The following is an 18250-nucleotide window of genomic DNA, read 5'->3' as shown; positions in this document are numbered from 1 at the left end:
GAAGTAGCCGAGGTAGTCGCCCGTCTCGATGATGGCGGAGGCGATGTCGGATTCCTCGATGTTCATATGGTAGACGTCGAGATGCACCTTAACGTTAGGGGCGCCGATCCGCTTGCAGAGTTCGACACCTTGCGAGGCCGTGTTGCAGACGTTGGTCTCATAGCGGTTAACCACTTCGAGCCCGAGCGTGATGTTGCTCTCCTTGGCTTTCTCGGCGACGCGCTGCAGCACCTCGACCGAACGGGCGACCCCGTCGGCGGTCGGCGGAACCGCATATTTCTGAAACGCCGAATAGAGGATGCCGCAAACATGCGTCGCCTGCACGTCGCGGGCGAGCGACATGGCTTCCATCAAGCGCTGTTCGCCGCGCTTGGTCTTTTCCGGATCGCCGGACGAAATATCTCGATCGGCGTCGAGGCCGAGCGACATGGTGGCGCCGAGCTTATGCTTTTCGAGTTCTCGACGGGTGAAGTCGACCGAAATGGCATTCGGATCGAGAGCCGCGAGCTCGATCAGATCGTAGCCGAGTTCGGCCGACTGGCTGACGGCGAAGCGGCATTCCTCCTCGCTCCAGCCTTTCGCCCACACAAAGGCATGTACCCCAAGCTTGTTCATGGTCGTTTCCTCCCTTAGGTGATCTGTGGCGCAACGAGAGGTTTGGTCCGGTTGACCTTGCCTCTTCAGACGCCATCCTGCCCATGATTGACACAGACGATCCGGATGTCTAGCCTCTAAAAAAACGTTTTAGGGAGACGCTCGGCTCTGCCGGGGAAGGCGATCCATGCCACACAACTCCGAACGAGAGCCCCGCATCGTGGACCGAGCCGCGTCGCCGCGTGCCGTGTCGATCCGCACGGTTGCGGAGCGGGCCGGGGTTTCGATCGCCACCGTCTCCAATGTCCTCAACAGCCGGACACGCGTCGGTGAGGAACTGTCCTTGCGCGTGCGAGCCGCCGTCGATGAACTCGGCTACGTGGCTGATGGCACAGCCTCGCGGCTGCGGTCGCGCAAGCAGGCCCTGGCCGGTATCGTGGTGCCCGATTTGAAAAATTCCTTCTTCGCCTCCTTCGTGTCGACGCTCGAACAGGTGGCCCGTCTCGACGGGTTCGATCTCTTGGTGGTCAGTTCCGCCAATGACCCGCAGCAGGAAGCCGCGCGATTGAGGGCCATCCGCTCATGGCGACCGGCCGGGCTGATCGTCATCCCCTGCGACGGTGCCTTCACCGAACGGCTCCCGTCGTGGGGCCTGCCGATCGTCCTGGTCGATCGTCTACCGGACGATGCGCACTTCGACATGGTGGCGGTCGACAACAAGGCGGCCTCGGCGTCCATGATCCGGCACCTTGCCGAGATGGGCGCGTCGAGTTGTGTGGTCGTCGCCAATTGCTTGAGGATCGGCAACATCCGCGAGCGTCTCGATGGCATCCGCGAGGCCGCCGGCTCGACTATGGACGTCACGGTGCTGGAAACGGGGCTCGATCCGGCGACGGTACGCCGTCGGATCGAGACTTTCATGGCGACGAGTCCGCTCCCCGACGCCGTCTTCGCGCTCGACAACATCACGACGAGGGTCGTCTTCGAGCTCCTCGGACCCAGGCTTCGGGCTCAGCCGCGCGGCATCGCTTTGGCAAGTTTCGACGATGAAGAGTGGATGGCCCTGGTCACCCCTAGCATCACGGCGGTGCGGCAACCCGTGGAAGCCATGGCCGTGGCGGCCTGGCGGCAACTGGTCGGCCGGCTGAAGGGTGATGACGCCCCTCATCGCGTGATGGAACTGCCGTGTCGCATTGTGATGCGCGGATCCACATCGCGCCACGAGGGCGAGCGTCGGGACTCGACATCATGAGCGTCGTGGCGGTGTTCGACGTCGGCAAAACCAACGTCAAATTGACGATCGCCGATCGCGTTGGACGGTTGCTCGAGACGATGTCGACCGGCAATGCGGTTTTGCCGGGACCGCCGTATCGGCATCATGATCTTGGTGCCATCGAGAGCTGGATGTTGGATGGGCTGACAAGCCTCGGTTCGCGTCATGATATTGCTGCGATCGTCCCTTGCGCGCATGGGTCGGGCGGGGTGCTGGTGGGCGAGCATGAGCCAGCCATGCCGATGATCGACTATGAGCAGACGCCGCCGGCCGCGATCGAAGCCGAATATCGCCGCATCGGTGGGTCATTCCGCGAGCGCGGCAGTCAATTCATGCTCGGGGCCGCTCATCTGGCGCGCCAGATGCTATGGCTGGAAACGGATTGGCCGGCGGCCTTCCTCGACGCGCGTTATTACCTTGCGACGCCGCAATATTGGGCATGGCGGCTCAGCGGTGTCGCGGCCGGGGAGGTCACGAGCCTCGCGGCACAGTCGCATCTCTGGAGCCCGGCCGATGGCCGCCCGGCGCACCTGATCGCGGAGCGCGGCTGGCAGAGATTGATGCCGCCGCTGCGTCCGGCCTGGGAGACACTTGGACCGTTGCGGCCCGACTGGGTGTCGCGAACCGGCTTGCGGCCCGATGTGCGGGTCGTCAACGGCATCCACGACAGTTCCGCCAATCTGTACCGCTATCAGGCGGCCGGCCTCTCCGACATGACCGTTGTGTCGACCGGGACTTGGATGGTGGCGATCAGCGACAGCCCCGACAGCGACGGCGTCACCGAGCGGCCGGGCGTGTGCTGCAATGCCGACGTCGAGGGCAAGCCTCTGGCCGGCGTACTCACCATGGCGGGCCGCGAGTTCAGCGCTGTTTCGGAAGCCGGCACGCGCGGCCCCGCGTCGCGCGATGACCTCGAGCGGCTCATCGCAAGCGGCACGATGGCGCTGCCGACCTTTGGTCAGGACGATGCCTTGTTTCCGGGCACGGCCGGGCGGGGCGTGGTGGAGGGCGCGCTCGCGAGCGATCTCACGCTGCGCCATAGCCTCGCGGTGCTCTATGTTGCCTTGCTCACCGACATGTGTCTCGAGGGACTCGCGATCGGGGATAATCTCGTGCTCGACGGCAGTTACGTGCGCGACCCTGCCTATGCCGGGTTGCTGGCCGCCTTGCGTCCACAGGCCCGCGTGCTCGTCAATCACGAGCAATATGGAACCGGGTCCGGGGCAGCGCTGCTGGCCTGGCACGAGACGCGGGATCACGCAGCCCCGCTTGCGCTCGACCGGCCGGACCCGCTGCGCGTCTCCGGCCTCGACCAATACCGAACCCAATGGCGCGCCCGCGCCAGCAACAGGAGAAACCCATGACCACGACCGACGATCTCGCGATGCGCCGCGACATGGTGGCGACATGCCGCCGCATGAATGCCAGCGGCATCAATCAGGGGACGGCCGGCAATATCTCGATCCGGAACCCCGCTGGATTCCTGATCACGCCGACCTCCTTGCCCTACGATCAGATGGAGCCGGAGGATCTGGTCCAAATGGCCTTCGACGGGACCTATGAGGGGCGCCGCCGCCCGTCTTCGGAATGGCGGTTCCATCGCGATATCCTGCAGGCTCGGCACGACATCGACGTCGTCCTGCATTGTCATTCGATCTATGCGACGACCCTCGCGGTCCACCACAAGACCATCCCGAGCTTCCATTACATGACCGGCGTCGCCGGCGGCACCACGATCCGTTGCGCCAAATATGCGACATTCGGGACGCAGGCGCTCTCGGATTACGCTCTGGAGGCCCTGCAGGATCGGTTGGCCTGCCTGCTTGGACAGCATGGTCAGATTTCGCTCGGCAAGACGCTCGCTTCGGCTCTGGCGCTCGGCATCGAAGTTGAGACGATCTCGCGGCTATATGTCCAGGCCCTGACGCTCGGCGAACCGCCGATCCTCTCGGACGAAGAGATGCACCGCGTCCTGACTCAGATGAAGCAGATGAGCTACGGCCACGCGCCCGATCTTGAAGGCGTCAACGACGTCGCGCGCGCGAAGGATTGAACGAACGACGGACCGGTCGTGGCGCGCGCGAAGGCCGGATCTCGTTTTGCTGTGGCGGGCTGCCGCAGTTCAGATAGAACTCAGAAAACGTGGGAGGGGCCCCGACGTCACGCAATCGACGTCGAGGCCTGTCACTGAACCCACAGCCGATGGGAGCCGGTCGACATGCGTCGTGAGGGATCGTTGAGCACACTATCACGGGTCTTGCTGGGGCTTTTCGTTCCGACCTCTTTGCTGCTCGGCGCCATCGGGGGCGCTCACGCCGCCGACTATCTCAATGTGACGGTCCAACCCGATCGTGCGGTGCCAGCCGCCTGTTTCAGCTTCACGTCGCCGCTGCCGCGTCACGAGGGCAGTGCATTCGAGCCGTTCCTCTCGCTCGATCCAAAGACCGACCACAGCCTTCAACCGCGTGGCAAGGATCTCTGCCTGACAGGCCTCGCGCATGGTGGCCATTACACGGTGCGGCTGAAGGCGGGTCTGCCCGCCGCCGACGGATCGACGTTGCCGAAGGACGTCACAGTCGCGGTCGATGTGCCCGACCGCGAAGCCCGCGTGACGTTCGACACCGGCAAGTCGCTGCTTCCCTATACGAAGGGCGTCGGTCTGCCGCTCAAGAGCGTCAACGTCAGCAAGGCCCATATCGTGGTTTATCGCTTCGGCGAACGGGCGCTGGCCGATCAGGTCGGCAACGAGTGGTTCGGCCAGGTGCTCAGCGGCTACAGTCTCGCGCAGATCGCCGATCGCAGCACCAAGCTGTTCGAAGGGCGGCTTGATATCGCCTCCAAACCCAACCAGCAGGTCGCGACCACGATCCCGATCGACCAGCTCATCAAGACCCTGACGCCCGGCGTCTATGTTGTGACCGCCATCCGCGACGGCTCGACGCCCGAGGACGATGGTGAGCGCGCCACGCAATGGTTCAGCATTTCGGATATCGGGCTGTTCACGGTCAAGACCGACGCTGGCATGCTGGTCAGTGCGCGCTCGTTGCAAACGGCCGTGCCGATCAAGGATGTCGACGTTCGCCTGATCGCCCGCAGCAACGAGGTGCTGGCCTCCTATAAGACCGACCAGGACGGCCGGGTCATGATTCCCGGCGGCCTGTTGCGGGGCGAGAATGGCGACAGCCCGCGCGTTCTGGCCGCATCGCTGGCCCGTGGTGATTTCACGTGGCTGCAGATCGATGCGCCGGCGCTCGACCTCACGGATCTCGATACGAAGGGGCGGACCCCGCCCGGCGCGCTCGATGCCTTCTTATGGACCGATCGGGGCATCTATCGTCCGGGTGAGACCATCCATCTCGGAACGCTGCTGCGTGACGCAAAGGCGGCCCTCGTGCCGACCACGCCGCTGCTGCTGCATGTCGTGCGGCCCGACGGGATCGAGGTTGAAACCCTGAAGCCGGACCTTGCCACAGCAGGTGGCGGCTCGATCGACATCCACGTGCCGGATAATGCCTATAGCGGCGAATGGACCATTTGGGCCGGTGCCGGCGGGAAAGAGCATGTCGGCAGCGTCACAGTCTCGGTCCAGGATTTCGTGCCGCCGCGTCTCGAGGCGAAACTGGATGCCGCCGCAGGTCCGCTCGATGCCGCAGGGCCGATCCAAGCGAATGTGCAGGCCGATTATTTTTATGGCAGCCCCGGTGCCGCGCTGACCGGACAGGTCGAAGGCACGATCCAGGCCGCCAGCGCCCCGTTCAAGGGGTTTGAGGATTATCGCTTCGGGTTGGTGCAGGAACAGTTCCTGGCCAAATCACTCACGGCCCAAACCTTTACGACGGACGACAAAGGCCATGCGACCGTCACGCTGCAGGACGATGCAGCGCCCGACTCGACCTCGCCACTCGAGGTCGCTGTTCTGGCGACCGTCAACGACATTGATGGACGCGCCGTGACGGCCCAGGCGACGAGGCCGCTCCACACCGCAAATCGGTTCATCGGGGTTCGGACCACCTTTGGCTATGGCGTGGCGGAGGGAGCCGACGCGGACTTCGACGTCGCGTTGCTTGATCCGGTCGGAACGCCGATCGGATCGAGCAGTCTCAAGTGGGACCTCATCAAGGAGGATTACGACTACACCTACTTCTATCGCGACGGCCGCTGGCAATCCGAGGAGATCGTCAACGACGCGCGGCAGAATGGTGGCGAAGTGACGCTCGGCGCCGATGGGCGTGGCCACATCACCGCCCCTGTCACGAGCGGTCGATTCCGGCTCGAAGTCTATGATGCCGACGGGAAAACCGCGACCAGCGTCCGCTTCGGCGCGGGCTGGTGGGGCGGTGCGGAGGCCGACAATCGCAAGCCGGATGTGCTGCCGGTGACGATCGATGCGTCTGCCCCCGCCGGGACCATACGGGCCAGGGTCGAGCCGGCCTTTGCGGGCCGCGTGCTCGTGATGCTGGAGGGCAATGGCCTGCATCAGGTGCAGGAACTGACGATGGCGAAGGGCGGCGATACGGTGTCGTTCGACGCGGCCGATGTTCCGGCCAGTGGCGCCTACGTGCTGGCCGTTGCGATCTCCCCAGCCGGCGGGGTGGTGCCGCGTCTACCGGTTCGCGCGGTCGGCATCGGCTGGGTGCCGGGGGCGGCCGCGTCGCATCGGCTCGACGTCAGTCTTGGCGCGCCGGACAAGATTCAGCCGAAGTCGAAACTGGTCGTCGACGTGTCGGTCAAGGGCGCTCCGCGTGATCAGCCCGTCTATGTGACACTCGCGGCGGTCGACGAGGCGGTGCTCCGCATGACGAGTTTCGAGACGCCTGATGCAGCCGACCATTTCGTCGGCCGTCGGGAGCCAGGGTTCGAGCTGCGCGACATCTACGGGGTGCTGATCGATCCAGCCGGGCAGGCGGGGCGACTGGTGCAGGGCGGCGATGCCCGCGCCAAACTGCAGATGGGCGGTCTCGATGTGAAGACCTTCAAGACGGTCGCGCTGTTCCAAGGGCCCGTTCGGCTGGACGCCGACGGGCACGGCACCGTCACGCTCGATATTCCGGACTTCAGCGGCAGACTGCGGCTGATGGTGGTGGCCTGGACGGCGGATCGCTTTGGGCGGGCCGAACGGCCCGTCACGGTGCGGCCTCCCCTTCTGGCAGAACTCACCTTACCGCGCTTCCTCAGCCCTGGCGACAAGGCGCAGGCCCGCGTCATGCTGACGGATCTCGAAGCGCCGGAGCAGACCTATAAGGTGGCGTTCACGACCTCGGGCGCGCTTGCGCTCGACCGTGACGATGCGCTTTTCAAGGATGTGAAGCGCGACAAGCGCCGCTTCGTCGACCGGACCTTGACGGCGACCGGTGCACTCGGTGCGGGCCGTATCCACATGGTCGTCACGGGTGATGATGGCACGACCACGGAACGCGATTTCGAAATCGGCGTCCGCTCGCCAAATCCTTATGTGACGCAGCGCCAGATCCGCACGCTCGATCCGGGTCAGAAGCTCACGGCCGGCGACGCGCTGGGACAGGATCTCCTCCCCGGCACGGCGACCCTCGATCTGACGGTCTCGACCGTCCCGGCCTTCGATGTCCCCGGCCTCCTGGCTCAATTGCGCCGCTACCCCTACGGCTGCGCCGAACAAACCGTCAGCCGCGCCTTTCCCGAACTTTATGTCGCGAGCCTCGGCGGCGCGGTGAAAGCCGCGACCGGCGACAACGTGACGGGGCAGGGCGCCATCGCCCGGCTATTCTCCCTGCAGGCGGCCGATGGCAGCTTCGGCTATTGGTCGGCTTTCGACAGCGGCAATGCCTGGCTTACCGCCTATGTGGTCGATTTCCTGCAACATGCTGAAAAGCAGGGCTTGAACGTCCCTGAGAGCATGAAGACACGGGCGTTGACATGGCTGGCGGGGCGCTTCGCGACCGGCAGTGTCGATCCGATCGAGGTTGCGGGTAACAGCTACGCATCCGTCGTGCTCAGCCGGGCCGGCAAGCTCGACCTCTCGCAATTGCGCTACATGGCGTCCCGCACCGCCGATCACCTGCCGAGCGACATCGCGCGTGTGCAACTCGCGGCCGCGATGGCTCATGCGGGGGAGCGCGACCTCGCCGCTGGTTTGATGAAGGCCGCGCCGATCACGCGCGACCCGCACATCTACCTGAACGACTATGGCAGCGACCTGCGCGACAAGGCGATGGCCCTGTCGTTGGCCAACGAGGAAAAACTGCTGCCGCAAGCCGCCCTGATCAGCCAAGCGGCGGACCTCGCGCGCCGGACGGATGGGAAAGGGTACAGCAGCACGCAGGAAGACGCTTGGATGCTGCGGAGCGCCTTTGACCTCAAAAGCAAGACGCCGCTGAACGTCGATCTCGACGGCAAGGCTATCAGCGGCCGATCGAGCGCTCTCCTGACGATCCCGCTCGGCCAAGGCCGCACCGTGGACGTGGTCAACAAAGCGTCAGACATCGTCTATCTGTCTCTCGCCACGACCGGGGTTCCGGCGGGCCCGCAGCCCGCCGAAGCCAATGGCTTCACGATCCAGAGAAGCTATTTCCACCTCGACGGGAAGCCGGCCGATCTTGCCGACACGCATCAGAACGACGAACTCGTGATCGTGGTCGAGGGGGGCATGAGCGAGGGGTTGCAACGCAAGGTGCTGATCGTCGACATGCTTCCGGCTGGGTTGGAGCCCGGTAACGTGGGCTTGTCCGGCGATCGCGACGCGACGCAATTCGCCTGGCTGAAGGATGTGACGGAGCCAACCTTCACGGCCGTGCGCGACGACCGCTATCTTGCCGGCCTGGATCTCAGCGAGGGTTCGCGCGGCTTCAAGCTCGCCTATGTGGTTCGCGCCGTGACGCCCGGCCATTACGCGCGTCCCGGCGTTCAGGTCGAGGATATGTACGCGCCCTCGTATCATGCGCGGAGCGATGCCGGGGTGCTCGACGTTCAGGCGCCGCGCAAGCCGCAGTGAGCGGCGCAGACGCGGATCTGACCGGCCCAAAAGTCTGGGCCGGTCGATTGACGATCGGCGCTCTGGTGGTCGTCGCTTGCGTGTCGCTCGGTGTCCTGGCGCTCGATCGTCTGTTTCCACCGGATTTCACGCGTCTCGCCGAGACCTCGACTGCGGTGCTCGATCGGTCCGACGTGCCCTTGCGGGTCTTCACAACCAAGGGCGGACTCTGGCGCTTGCGGCCCGACCCCGACATGCTCTCGTCGACCTATCGAGACCTTCTCGTCGATATCGAAGACAAGCGATTCTGGTTCCACCCGGGTGTCGATCCGCTGGCGCTCGTCCGCGCCAGTCTGCAAGTGCTGACCAATGGCCGGGTGGTGTCGGGCGGATCCACCCTGACGATGCAGGTCGTGCGCCTCCTCGAGCCGCGGCCGCGCACGCTCCGGTCCAAGCTGATCGAGATCGTCCGGGCGATACAGCTCGAGACGCGGCTATCCAAGCGCGACATTCTCCAGATTTATCTGACGCTCGCGCCGATGGGCGGCAATGTCGAAGGCGTCAGGGCCGGAAGCCTGGCCTGGTTCGGCAAGGAGCCCTCCGCGCTGTCGGATGCTGAAGCGGCTTTGCTGGTTGCGCTGCCGCAGAACCCGACCGGCTTGCGGCCCGACCGGCGCGTCGGGGCCGCTGAAGCCGCGCGCGCCAAGGTGTTGCGGCGGGGCGCTGCCGATGGAATCGTGGCGAGGGGCTCGCTTCGCACCGCGATGCTGACGCCGGTGCCGACAATACGTCACGCCATGCCGGCCTTGGCGCCGCATCTCGCCGAGCAACTCGCCGGCACAGCTCCGGCCGGCGCCGCGGTGCGAACCACGATCGATCATGACCTGCAGGATGGGGCCGAACGCATTCTGGCTCAGGCGCTCGGCTCGTTGCCGCGTCCCGTCAATGTCGCGGCCATCATGGCCGATTGGCAGAGCGGCGAGGTGGTGGCTCGCGTCGGGAGCGGCGATTATTTCGATCGACGTCGCAGTGGCGCGATCGACCTCACGCAGGCGGTGCGTTCGCCGGGGTCGACACTGAAACCCTTCATCTACGGCATGGCCTTTGATGGACTATTGGCGCATCCCGCCAGTCTGGTCCGCGATGCCGCCACCCGGTTCGACGACTATGCGCCGCATAATTTCGATGGCGGCTTCAACGGCGACGTCACGGTCCGGCAGGCCCTTCAGATGTCGCTCAACCTTCCGGCCGTGGTGACGTTGCAACGCCTCGGGCCGCTCGTCTTTACCGAGCGGTTCAAGCAGGCCGGTCTGTCGCTTGCCTTCGGCGACACGGATGCGGCGCCGGGCCTGCCGGTCGCTCTCGGCGGCGCGGGAACGACGCTTCAGACTCTCGTGACCGCCTACGCCGCACTGGCCCGTGGGGGAGAGGTCAATCCCCTCACGACAACCCCGGGCGCTCCCCGCGCGTCCAGTGGCATCCTCATGGGTCGGGCGGCTGCCGATGCGGTCGTCGATATTCTATCCGACATGCCGCCGCCCGGTGGCTTCGGCGCACGCGCCGGGCGCATCGCCTTCAAGACAGGCACCTCCTACCGCTTTCGCGATGGCTGGGCGATCGGGTTCGATCAACACCACGCGATCGGCGTCTGGATGGGGCGGGCGGATGGGGGCACCTGCGCGGCCTGCGTCGGGGTCGCGGCGGCACAAATTCTGTTCCGCCTGTTCGATCTGCTGCCGCCCGATCCGATCGCGCGCCGCAGGCTCGAGCCGGTCTTTGCCGGGCCGCCCCCGCCCGCGTTGGTGCGGCTTGACGCGACGAGCGATCCGAACGGCGATCGCCCACGCATCAGCTTCCCGATCGAGGGTTCCCGTCTGCTCGTCGATGGCGATGCGGGCGCGGCGCCACAAAGTCCGGTAAAACTCTCGGCGCTTGGTGGTCAGCGTCCGTATCGTTGGCTGGTGGACGGTCAGCCGATCGAGAGCCGCAGCTTCGCACGCGAGGCGCTTTGGCGGCCGGAGGGGGAAGGATTCACGACCGTGACGGTGGTGGATGCCGCCGGACATAGTGATCGTGCGACAGTTCGGATTCTCGCGCGTCGCGCCGATCCGGTGGAGGAGGCCACCGGAATTGGCTCGTTGCATCAAGAACCATGAAAAGGTTTGAACCATAATTATCGAAAGCGATAGAAAAGCGACGTTCATCTTGTAAGAATAGCCTGAACTTACGCAGCGTCATGACGACGTTCGCCGGTCTGAACGAGGCTGAGGTCAGGACGTGCAGGATTCGAGCGTACTGACCGAGGAGGGCGATGTCCGACCACCGCGATCGCCTCGGGCGATCGAGGCGACGTTGAAGGACGCTCTCGACCGGATCGGCGCGTTTGCGCGCGACGTCTTCGACGTGCCGCTCGCCGTCGCGGGCTTTCTCGATTACCAACGGATCTGGCTATCTTCCCGGTGGGGCGTGGACGTCGATCCGTCTCCCCCGCTCTCGACCTTCTTCGATCCGGCGGCCGCCACCCAACAGGTTCAAACCATCGAGGATCTGCGGCAAAGCCGGTTCGCCGATCATCCCCTGGTGACCGGCGGGCCGCGTCTTCGATTTTATGCCGGAGTTCCGCTCGAATTGAAGCCGGGGTTTCCGATGGGCAATCTAAGCCTTGCCGGACCAGAACCGCGCGGGTTTGGCGAGAGAGAGGCCGTGCAATTGCAACGGCTCGCCGCGATGGCGGTGGATGCTCTGCGATCGCAACGCGCGTCCGCGCGGCTCGAGGTGGAGATTCGGCGTAGACGTCTGGGGCGGGTGGATCTGTGGCGACAGCGGCGCCAGCTTCGGCGGCAGCACGTGATGATCGACCTGACCGAGCGTATGGCGCATGTGGGCGGGTGGGATCTCGACCTGCAGACCGGCAGCCTCTTCTGGTCGGATGAGATCTACCGCATCAGCGAGGTGCCGATCGGTCGGGCGATTACGACCGATTTCGCCTTGTCGTTCTATCCCGGCGAAGAGCGGGGCAAGATCGCGGCCGCGATCGATCGGGCTGTCGCGTCGCTTGGCTCTTTCGATATCCAGACGCCGCTCGTGACCGCCAACAATACCAGGCGCTGGGTTCACATCAGGGGGGAGGCGGAGGTCGTCGGCGGCGTCGCGACGCGACTGATCGGCGTGCTCCAGGACATCACGAGCCACAAGGCAAGCGAGGCCCAACTTTGGCATGTCGCCAATCATGACACGCTGACCAACCTGCCCAACCGTGCCTTATTTCACGATCGTCTCGCCAAAGCGCTTCAATATGCGGAACGCCATGGCTGTATCGTGGCGTTGTTTCTCGTCAATCTCGATCGGCTGAAGGACATCAACGACAGCTTTGGCCATGACGCCGGCGACGCGGTGCTGCGCGCTCAGGCGCTGCGGTTGAACGAGGGCTTGCGCGCGTCCGACACCGTCGCGCGGCTCGGCGGGGACGAGTTCGCGGTCATTTTGACGGGGTTCCAGCAGCCGCACGATGTCGATCAACCGCTCGGTCGGCTTCTCGCCGCCTTGAACGCGCCGGTCGAGGTCGGCGGCCACCTGCTGATTTGTCACGCCAGCATCGGGGCGGCCGTGTTCCCCGACCATGAGCGGGACGCCGCCGCCTTGCTGAAAGCGGCGGATCTGGCACTCTATCGAGCGAAGACCGGCGGCCGAGCGCGCGCCGCCATGTTTTCGCCCGCGATCCGGCTCGAGCGCGATCATCAAATGACGATCCTTGCGACCGTTCGATCTGCCGTCGCCGACGGGCGCGTCGAGCCCTTCTATCAACCGATCATCTCGCTCAAAACCGGGGTGATCCACGGTTTCGAGGCTCTGCTCCGCTGGCGAGACCCGACGTCGGGCTTTCAGCCGCCGGGCTCGATCATGTCGGTCTTCGACGATCCCGATCTCTCTCTCATGCTGGGTGACTGCATGGTGGAGCGTGCGACAGCCGACATGGGCCGGTGGCACGCGGCCGGATTGCCGTTTGGCCGCGTTGGATTGAACGTTTCCGAATTCGAGTTTCGCCGCACGGGCCTTGTGACGCGGCTGCGACAAGCCGTCGAGGCGCACGGCCTCAAGACGTCGCATCTCGTGATCGAGGTGACCGAGACGGTGCTGCTCAGCAAGGATATCGCGGTGGCCGAGGCCGTCCTGCAAGGCCTACGCGACGCCGGCATCACCATCGCGCTCGATGATTTTGGAACGGGTCACGCCTCTCTGAGCCATCTTCAGCAAATCCCGGTCGACCTGCTCAAGGTCGACCATTCCTTCATGCGCGATATCCCGGCACGGCACGATAACGTCGCGATCGTCTCGGCCGTCATCGGTCTTGCTGAAAGTCTCGGGCTCGACGTCGTGGCCGAAGGCATCGAGACCGCCGAGCAATTGCGCTTCCTTCGGACGCTCGGCTGCCCGCGCGGGCAGGGCTTCCTGTTCCAACCCGCGATGCCGGCCAGCGAGGTGCCGGCCTTTCTGGCCGCATGGCCTAGGCGCTGGGAGGCCCTGATGCGGATCGAGGCCGCGGCTTGAGCCGGTGATGTCGGTCGCGCCTCGGCGACAGGCCGCGCCTCAATGACCCGCGACGGCCTCATTCTCCTGAACGATGCTGTGGCGTGCGAACAACCGCCCCTTCTCGGCAAAGGCGACACAGGCAAGTGCCGCAAGACCAAGCGCCGCGAAACCGACCGTGATCGGCACCACCGTGCCATCGAATTGCTGTCCGATGTAGAAGCCGAGCAGCGCACCCCCGAGCGTCGTGACGAAGCCCTGGACTGAGGAGCCGGTGCCGGCGAGATGGCCGAGTGGCCCCATGGCGAGCGAGCCGAAGTTGGAGACCACGAGCCCGAAGCCGAACATCATCGCGGCCTGCAGGATGGTGAAACTCCAGATCGTCTCGAGACCGCAGATCGCGACCAGCGCATGGACGACCGCGAAAAAGATGTAACCCAGCAGTGCGACGTGGGAGACGCGACGTGTCCCGAGCCGCCCGACGATCCGTGCGTTGAGCAGCGACGACAGCGCCATGAACAGCGCGATCAGGGCGAAGATGGCGGTAAACAGGCGAGGAGCCTGGAACACCTCGCCGAACACCTGTTGGGCCGAGTTGATGAAGCCGAACAGCCCGCCCAGCATCATGGTCATGGCCAACATGTAGCCGACCGCAGTCCGGTTGGTGAGGGCGGCGCGGTAGGCGGCCCAGACCCGGTGGATTTCGATTGGGATCCGGTCGTTTGGATGCAGCGTTTCGCGCAACCGCAGCGTCGACCAGAGCATCACGGTCAGTCCGAACAAGGCGAGGGCGCCGAAGATCCACCGCCATGGCCCGACCAGCATGATCAATTGCCCAAGCGAGGGGGCGATGATCGGCACGGCCAGGAATACGATGAACGAGAAGGACATCACGCGCGCCATCTGGCTGCCCGAGTAGCAATCGCGGACAATCGAGACGGCGAGCACGCGCGTCGCGGCCGAGCCAACGCCCTGTAAGGCTCGCGCGATCAGCATGGTCTCCAGCGAGGTGGCGAGCGCCGCCGCGATGCTACACACGACGTAGATCGAGATGCCGGTCAGGAGGACGGGCTTGCGTCCGAAGCGGTCCGCCAAGGTGCCGTAAAAAATCTGCGCGCTACCGAACCCGATCAAATAGGCCGTGACGATCCATTGCTGCTGGTTGGGGTGCGACAGGCCCAGCGAGTGGGCGATGGTCGGAAGCGCCGGAAGCATGGAGTCGATCGCGAGAGCGTTGATGGCCATGAGCGCGGCCACAAGGCCAATGAATTGGCGCGAGCCCATACCAGGGTCGGAAGGCGTCGAAGGTGCAGCCATCACCGTCATGCGGGAGTGTCTTTCGATGTGCCGACGCGAAGCGTGAACGCCTGAACGTTGCGGTCGCGTGCGGATGGTCTCGAATCATGCTGGTTGGCCGGTCACCGCGGCTCGAGCGTGATGTGTCGAGCGCCCGACAGGCTTTCCAGGATGTTCGAGAGACCGTGTTCAACCATGATTCGGGCCGTTGCGACACCCGCTTTTCAGGGTCTTTTCTTAGACGGAGGGGGTCGGCTTTCGCTTGCTTCGGCGGCTCCAGGCCCACAGCCCCGCTGCGATCCCGAGCGTGATCAAGCCCGCGAGAAGCACCGATTCGGGTGTCGCGTCGAGCCGCTCGAACCATTGCGTGTAGAAGTGGATTGCGCCGAATACCGCCGCCACGGTCAGGACCCAGCGGCGATTGCGCCGCGCCGCCCAGATCGCGACACCGATGAGGGCGAGCGCCCAGCCGACCGAGAATAACACGGCGGGAAGGACCGTCGATTGCTCGTCGGAGGCGGCGCTCCGATGCAGCCAATCGAGATTGTCGCCCCACAGCGATCCGACCCAGAAGCCGAAATTGACGAGAAGCAAGGACGTGCGGGCCGCCAGAAGGGCCAGCCGCTCGAAGGCGGGCGGGAGATGCGTCGCCAGCCGGTCGGCGACAAGCGCGAGCGCCGCGAAGACGACGATCGTCAAACTTGGTTGCTGCACGACGAGACCGTAGCTGGCATGCGAATAGCTTCCGGCCCCGCCCAGCGCGCCAGCCAGCGCTAGGACGCTGGCAGCGATCAGCAGACCGCTTTCGGTGAAACCCGCCGCGACCGCCAGGAGAAGCGCGACCAGCACGAAGGCGGGGGGTGAACCGCCGGCTTCGACCAGGAGACTGCCGGACAACAAAAGAGCGCCGACCAGAATGCAGATGGTGGCCAGCATTGCCAAAGGCGCGCGTGGCCGGAGTGCCAAGCCTAATCCGGTGATGACGATGCCCAGCGCCACGGCGGTGGCAATGCTTGGCGCCAGCGCGAGCGTTGCGCCGCCGACCGCCACCACCCCGAAAGCGACAAGCAGATTGAGCGCCATCGACCCGGTCTCTCGCTCGGACAGGCGCATCAATTTATCGTATTCGTCAGCCGTGATCTTGCCCTCGTGGCGCAATCGCGTCAGATCAAGCAGGACTTTCATCGATGCCACCTCGTCATCCGCTGTCGGGGTCGGCGTTGACGGCGATCAATCAGCGGGAACGCTTTCGATCGCCTTCGCCAGTCTCTCGGACGCGACCGGCGGTCGGAGTTCGTCACGCATAAGGAAGAAACGATGTTTGGTCGCATGACCTGTCTCGCTGCCGCTCTGGCTATCGCCTCGACCACCGTCGCCTTCGCGGACGCGCGCGGCACCAAGAGCCAGCAGGACGCCTGTCAAGCCGATGTGTTCAAGGTGTGTAACGATGCGGTGCCGGACGAAAAGCAGATCGTCGAGTGTCTCAACAAGAATCTGGCGAAGCTCAGCTTCAAATGCCAGCTGCTGATCGAGCCGGATCCGGCTAAGCGCACCAAGGAGTTCTGAACCGCCGCCCGGTCAGTCGCCCGCCGGCACGCGCGGGTGATCCCAATGCCACTCCATCACTTCACAATTGGCGAGCCATCGCCCGGTGAGGTGGTGGAAAAACGTGCCATGCCCGACGAGCGCGATCGTGGCTTCCCGGCGGGTCTTGAGGGCGGTGACGAACTGCTCCATGCGGGCCATCATGACCTCGAGCGGCTCGACCGTGATGCCGCGTCCATCGGGCTCTCCCTCGGCATGCCACCAGGTCGTAGGAAGGTGATCGAGCGTGAGGGTCGGGAATTCAGCCATCAGCAAATCAGGCGAGCGCCCCTGATCGCAGGAGCTTTCCAGCCGCTCGCGATGCAACGTTTCGACGATGATGGCGGGGCGCGAGGGATGTTGACCGAAAATACCGAGCGAGGTCTGCATCGCGCGCGTCAGCGGTGTCGTCAGCACGACGTCTACGGGCGTGTCGCGGAGCTGCAGGCGTGCGGCTTCGACCTGTGCGTGTCCGCGTTCGGTCAAAGGCGCGTCGAACAGCATCGGATCGACGCCATCATTCGCATAGGCCGCATTGAAGGTGGATTCGCCATGGCGAATGCAAAGGATTCGAGGGTCGCTCATGGCCGCACGACCTACCGGCTTGGCTGCCGCCGCGCAAGCCTTGCGGAGGAGGTTGCGGCGTCCCGCGTCGCTTGTGGCGCACTCTGATCTGGGCTAGAGCGCCTCACCTGATCAGCGACACTCCGGCGGTCCTCGATACCCATTTGCATCATCCCCTCGCCTTTGATCTGACCCGCATGTTCGTCGGCGCTGCGGGGAGCACGCCGCGCGGCATCGACCGTGTCGATATGGGCTACGCGACCCGCATCTTCGGCGAACCGGGCGGCCGGAACGTCGGGCTGGTGCCGGCGCTCAGCCGAATGGGGGTGCTGACGGCCAAAGAGGCTGGCCGCCTCGCCGGGACGGTCGAGCGCTATTGGCGCGAGACGCGGCCGCCCGGTGACGATCGCAAGCTGGCTTGGCTCAAGGCGCGGCTTGCCGGCGACCTTGGACCGACGAATCGATTACTCACACGCGACGGCTCGGGAGCGGCCCCCAGCAGCAGCGCCGTCTTGCGCTACACTCGCCTGTTGCTGAATGCCCGCATGTCGCCGCTTCGCTTTGCCAGCGCCGCGGTTCCGCAGGGCGCGGTCTATGTCAACACCGGCCAGATCCTACTCGGGTGGGACTGGTTTTTCACATGGCTCGACCATCGCCCCGACGTGAAGCCCGTGCTGATGCTGCATGACCTCATCCCGATGCTTTATCCGGAATATTCCGGACCGATCCTTTCGCGCCATCATGCGCGGGGGCTACGGATGGCCGCGAAACGCGCCACGGCCCTCATCGCGACCAGTCATGCCGCAGCGGACGAGATCCGCGACGGCCTCGTGGCGCTCGGTCGGCACGACATGCCGATCCATGTCGTGCCGCTTCCGGTGAGCGAGAGCCTGCTCGGCGGCGATGCGACGTCCGAGCCTGTCTCCTCGACACCTTATTTCGTGACGGTCGGCAATATCGACCAGCGCAAAAACCATATCCTGTTGCTCCAGGTGTGGCGCGACATGCTGCAGCGTGGGGCGCCGCTGCCGAAGCTCGTCATCGTCGGGTCGCGCGGTTTGCGGACTCAAGGCGTGATCGATCTCCTCGAACGCTGCCCCGGCCTCGGCGCGCATGTGATCGAGGTCAATGGACTGACATCGCAGGCGATGCGGGAGGTCGTGCGCGGCGCCCGGGCCTTGCTGATGCCCTCGTTCACGGAAGGGTTCGGCCTGCCGATCGTCGAAGCCTTGGCGCTCGGCACGCCGGTGATCGCGTCGGATATTGCGGCGCATCGCGAAGTCGGCGGCGCGACCAGCGTCTATCTCGAGCCGCTCGATGGTCCGGGCTGGCGGGACGAGATCCTGCGGCGCGCTGCCGAGAGCGCCGCCGACCTGATGGCGCGGCGTGCGCGGCTGAGCGGCCCGGCCACGCAGACCTGGACCTCCTACTTCGACGACGTCCTGCCCTTCTTGCATGATCTCTGA

12 protein-coding genes (1 of these 12 cut by a window edge) are annotated in these 18250 nt (G+C 65.1%); 8 read left to right on the top strand and 4 right to left on the bottom strand.

The window, feature by feature from the left end; all coding sequences use genetic code 11:
• Positions 1–615: the 5' portion of a sugar phosphate isomerase/epimerase family protein gene (locus EY713_RS05530; protein ID WP_131113934.1), read on the bottom strand. The gene continues 276 nt to the left of window position 1, outside the view; the window shows 615 of its 891 coding nt (coding positions 1–615); the start codon lies at positions 613–615; its stop codon lies beyond the left edge, outside the window.
• Positions 616–781: 166 nt separating this feature from the next.
• On the opposite strand from EY713_RS05530, the gene EY713_RS05525 reads away from it, so the two are divergent.
• From EY713_RS05525 to EY713_RS05500, 6 genes are all read left to right on the top strand, one after another.
• Positions 782–1846 (top strand): LacI family DNA-binding transcriptional regulator, encoded by a 1065-nt coding sequence (locus tag EY713_RS05525; protein ID WP_131113933.1) that lies wholly within the window; start codon positions 782–784, stop codon positions 1844–1846.
• The gene (locus tag EY713_RS05520; protein ID WP_131113932.1) at positions 1843–3231 is read left to right on the top strand and encodes an FGGY-family carbohydrate kinase; all 1389 of its coding nucleotides are present in this window, start codon (positions 1843–1845) and stop codon (positions 3229–3231) included. Before EY713_RS05525 ends, EY713_RS05520 begins: the two co-directional genes overlap by 4 nt.
• Complete coding sequence (locus EY713_RS05515; RefSeq protein ID WP_131113931.1) at positions 3228–3920, top strand: class II aldolase/adducin family protein; 693 nt, start codon at positions 3228–3230, stop codon at positions 3918–3920. Before EY713_RS05520 ends, EY713_RS05515 begins: the two co-directional genes overlap by 4 nt.
• A 183-nt stretch (positions 3921–4103) precedes the next feature.
• Complete coding sequence (locus EY713_RS05510) at positions 4104–8834, top strand: alpha-2-macroglobulin family protein (protein ID WP_165491039.1); 4731 nt, start codon at positions 4104–4106, stop codon at positions 8832–8834.
• Positions 8831–10969, top strand: a complete 2139-nt coding sequence (gene pbpC / locus EY713_RS05505; protein ID WP_131113929.1) for a penicillin-binding protein 1C — start codon at positions 8831–8833, stop codon at positions 10967–10969. Before EY713_RS05510 ends, pbpC begins: the two co-directional genes overlap by 4 nt.
• 196 nt (positions 10970–11165) lie before the next feature.
• Positions 11166–13361, top strand: a complete 2196-nt coding sequence (locus tag EY713_RS05500; RefSeq protein ID WP_165491038.1) for a putative bifunctional diguanylate cyclase/phosphodiesterase — start codon at positions 11166–11168, stop codon at positions 13359–13361.
• 39 nt (positions 13362–13400) lie between these two features.
• Here EY713_RS05500 and EY713_RS05495 read toward each other — a convergent pair whose 3' ends face one another.
• Both EY713_RS05495 and EY713_RS05490 read right to left on the bottom strand, forming a co-directional pair.
• Positions 13401–14666: a multidrug effflux MFS transporter gene (locus tag EY713_RS05495; RefSeq protein ID WP_245572903.1), complete on the bottom strand. Its 1266-nt coding sequence runs from the start codon at positions 14664–14666 to the stop codon at positions 13401–13403.
• 207 nt (positions 14667–14873) lie between these two features.
• On the bottom strand, positions 14874–15821 hold the full coding sequence (locus EY713_RS05490; protein WP_131113927.1) for a hypothetical protein: 948 nt from the start codon (positions 15819–15821) through the stop codon (positions 14874–14876).
• A gap of 144 nt (positions 15822–15965) precedes the next feature.
• On the opposite strand from EY713_RS05490, the gene EY713_RS05485 reads away from it, so the two are divergent.
• Positions 15966–16202 carry a cysteine rich repeat-containing protein gene (locus EY713_RS05485; protein WP_170314066.1) on the top strand — a complete coding sequence of 79 codons (237 nt, stop codon included), beginning with the start codon at positions 15966–15968 and terminating at the stop codon, positions 16200–16202.
• A gap of 12 nt (positions 16203–16214) precedes the next feature.
• Here EY713_RS05485 and EY713_RS05480 read toward each other — a convergent pair whose 3' ends face one another.
• Complete coding sequence (locus EY713_RS05480; protein WP_131113925.1) at positions 16215–16805, bottom strand: histidine phosphatase family protein; 591 nt, start codon at positions 16803–16805, stop codon at positions 16215–16217.
• A 143-nt stretch (positions 16806–16948) separates the two neighbouring features.
• Between EY713_RS05480 and EY713_RS05475 the strand changes: the two genes are divergently transcribed.
• Positions 16949–18250, top strand: a complete 1302-nt coding sequence (locus EY713_RS05475) for a glycosyltransferase family 4 protein (RefSeq protein ID WP_131113924.1) — start codon at positions 16949–16951, stop codon at positions 18248–18250.

Source organism: Lichenihabitans psoromatis (assembly GCF_004323635.1).
GTDB classification, from domain to species: domain Bacteria; phylum Pseudomonadota; class Alphaproteobacteria; order Rhizobiales; family Beijerinckiaceae; genus Lichenihabitans; species Lichenihabitans psoromatis.
Note: the sequence above shows the minus strand (reverse complement) of the source record. Positions and strands in the feature narration are given on the sequence as shown.

Bases quoted from the DNA above. Each gene is read 5' to 3' on its own strand.
- EY713_RS05525 (WP_131113933.1), top strand. From the start codon at position 782: ATGCCACACAACTCCGAACGAGAGCCCCGCATCGTGGACCGAGCCGCG.
- EY713_RS05520 (WP_131113932.1), top strand. From the start codon at position 1,843: ATGAGCGTCGTGGCGGTGTTCGACGTCGGCAAAACCAACGTCAAATTG.
- EY713_RS05515 (WP_131113931.1), top strand. From the start codon at position 3,228: ATGACCACGACCGACGATCTCGCGATGCGCCGCGACATGGTGGCGACA.
- EY713_RS05495 (WP_245572903.1), bottom strand. From the start codon at position 14,666: ATGACGGTGATGGCTGCACCTTCGACGCCTTCCGACCCTGGTATGGGC.
- EY713_RS05490 (WP_131113927.1), bottom strand. From the start codon at position 15,821: ATGAAAGTCCTGCTTGATCTGACGCGATTGCGCCACGAGGGCAAGATC.
- EY713_RS05485 (WP_170314066.1), top strand. From the start codon at position 15,966: ATGACCTGTCTCGCTGCCGCTCTGGCTATCGCCTCGACCACCGTCGCC.
- EY713_RS05480 (WP_131113925.1), bottom strand. From the start codon at position 16,805: ATGAGCGACCCTCGAATCCTTTGCATTCGCCATGGCGAATCCACCTTC.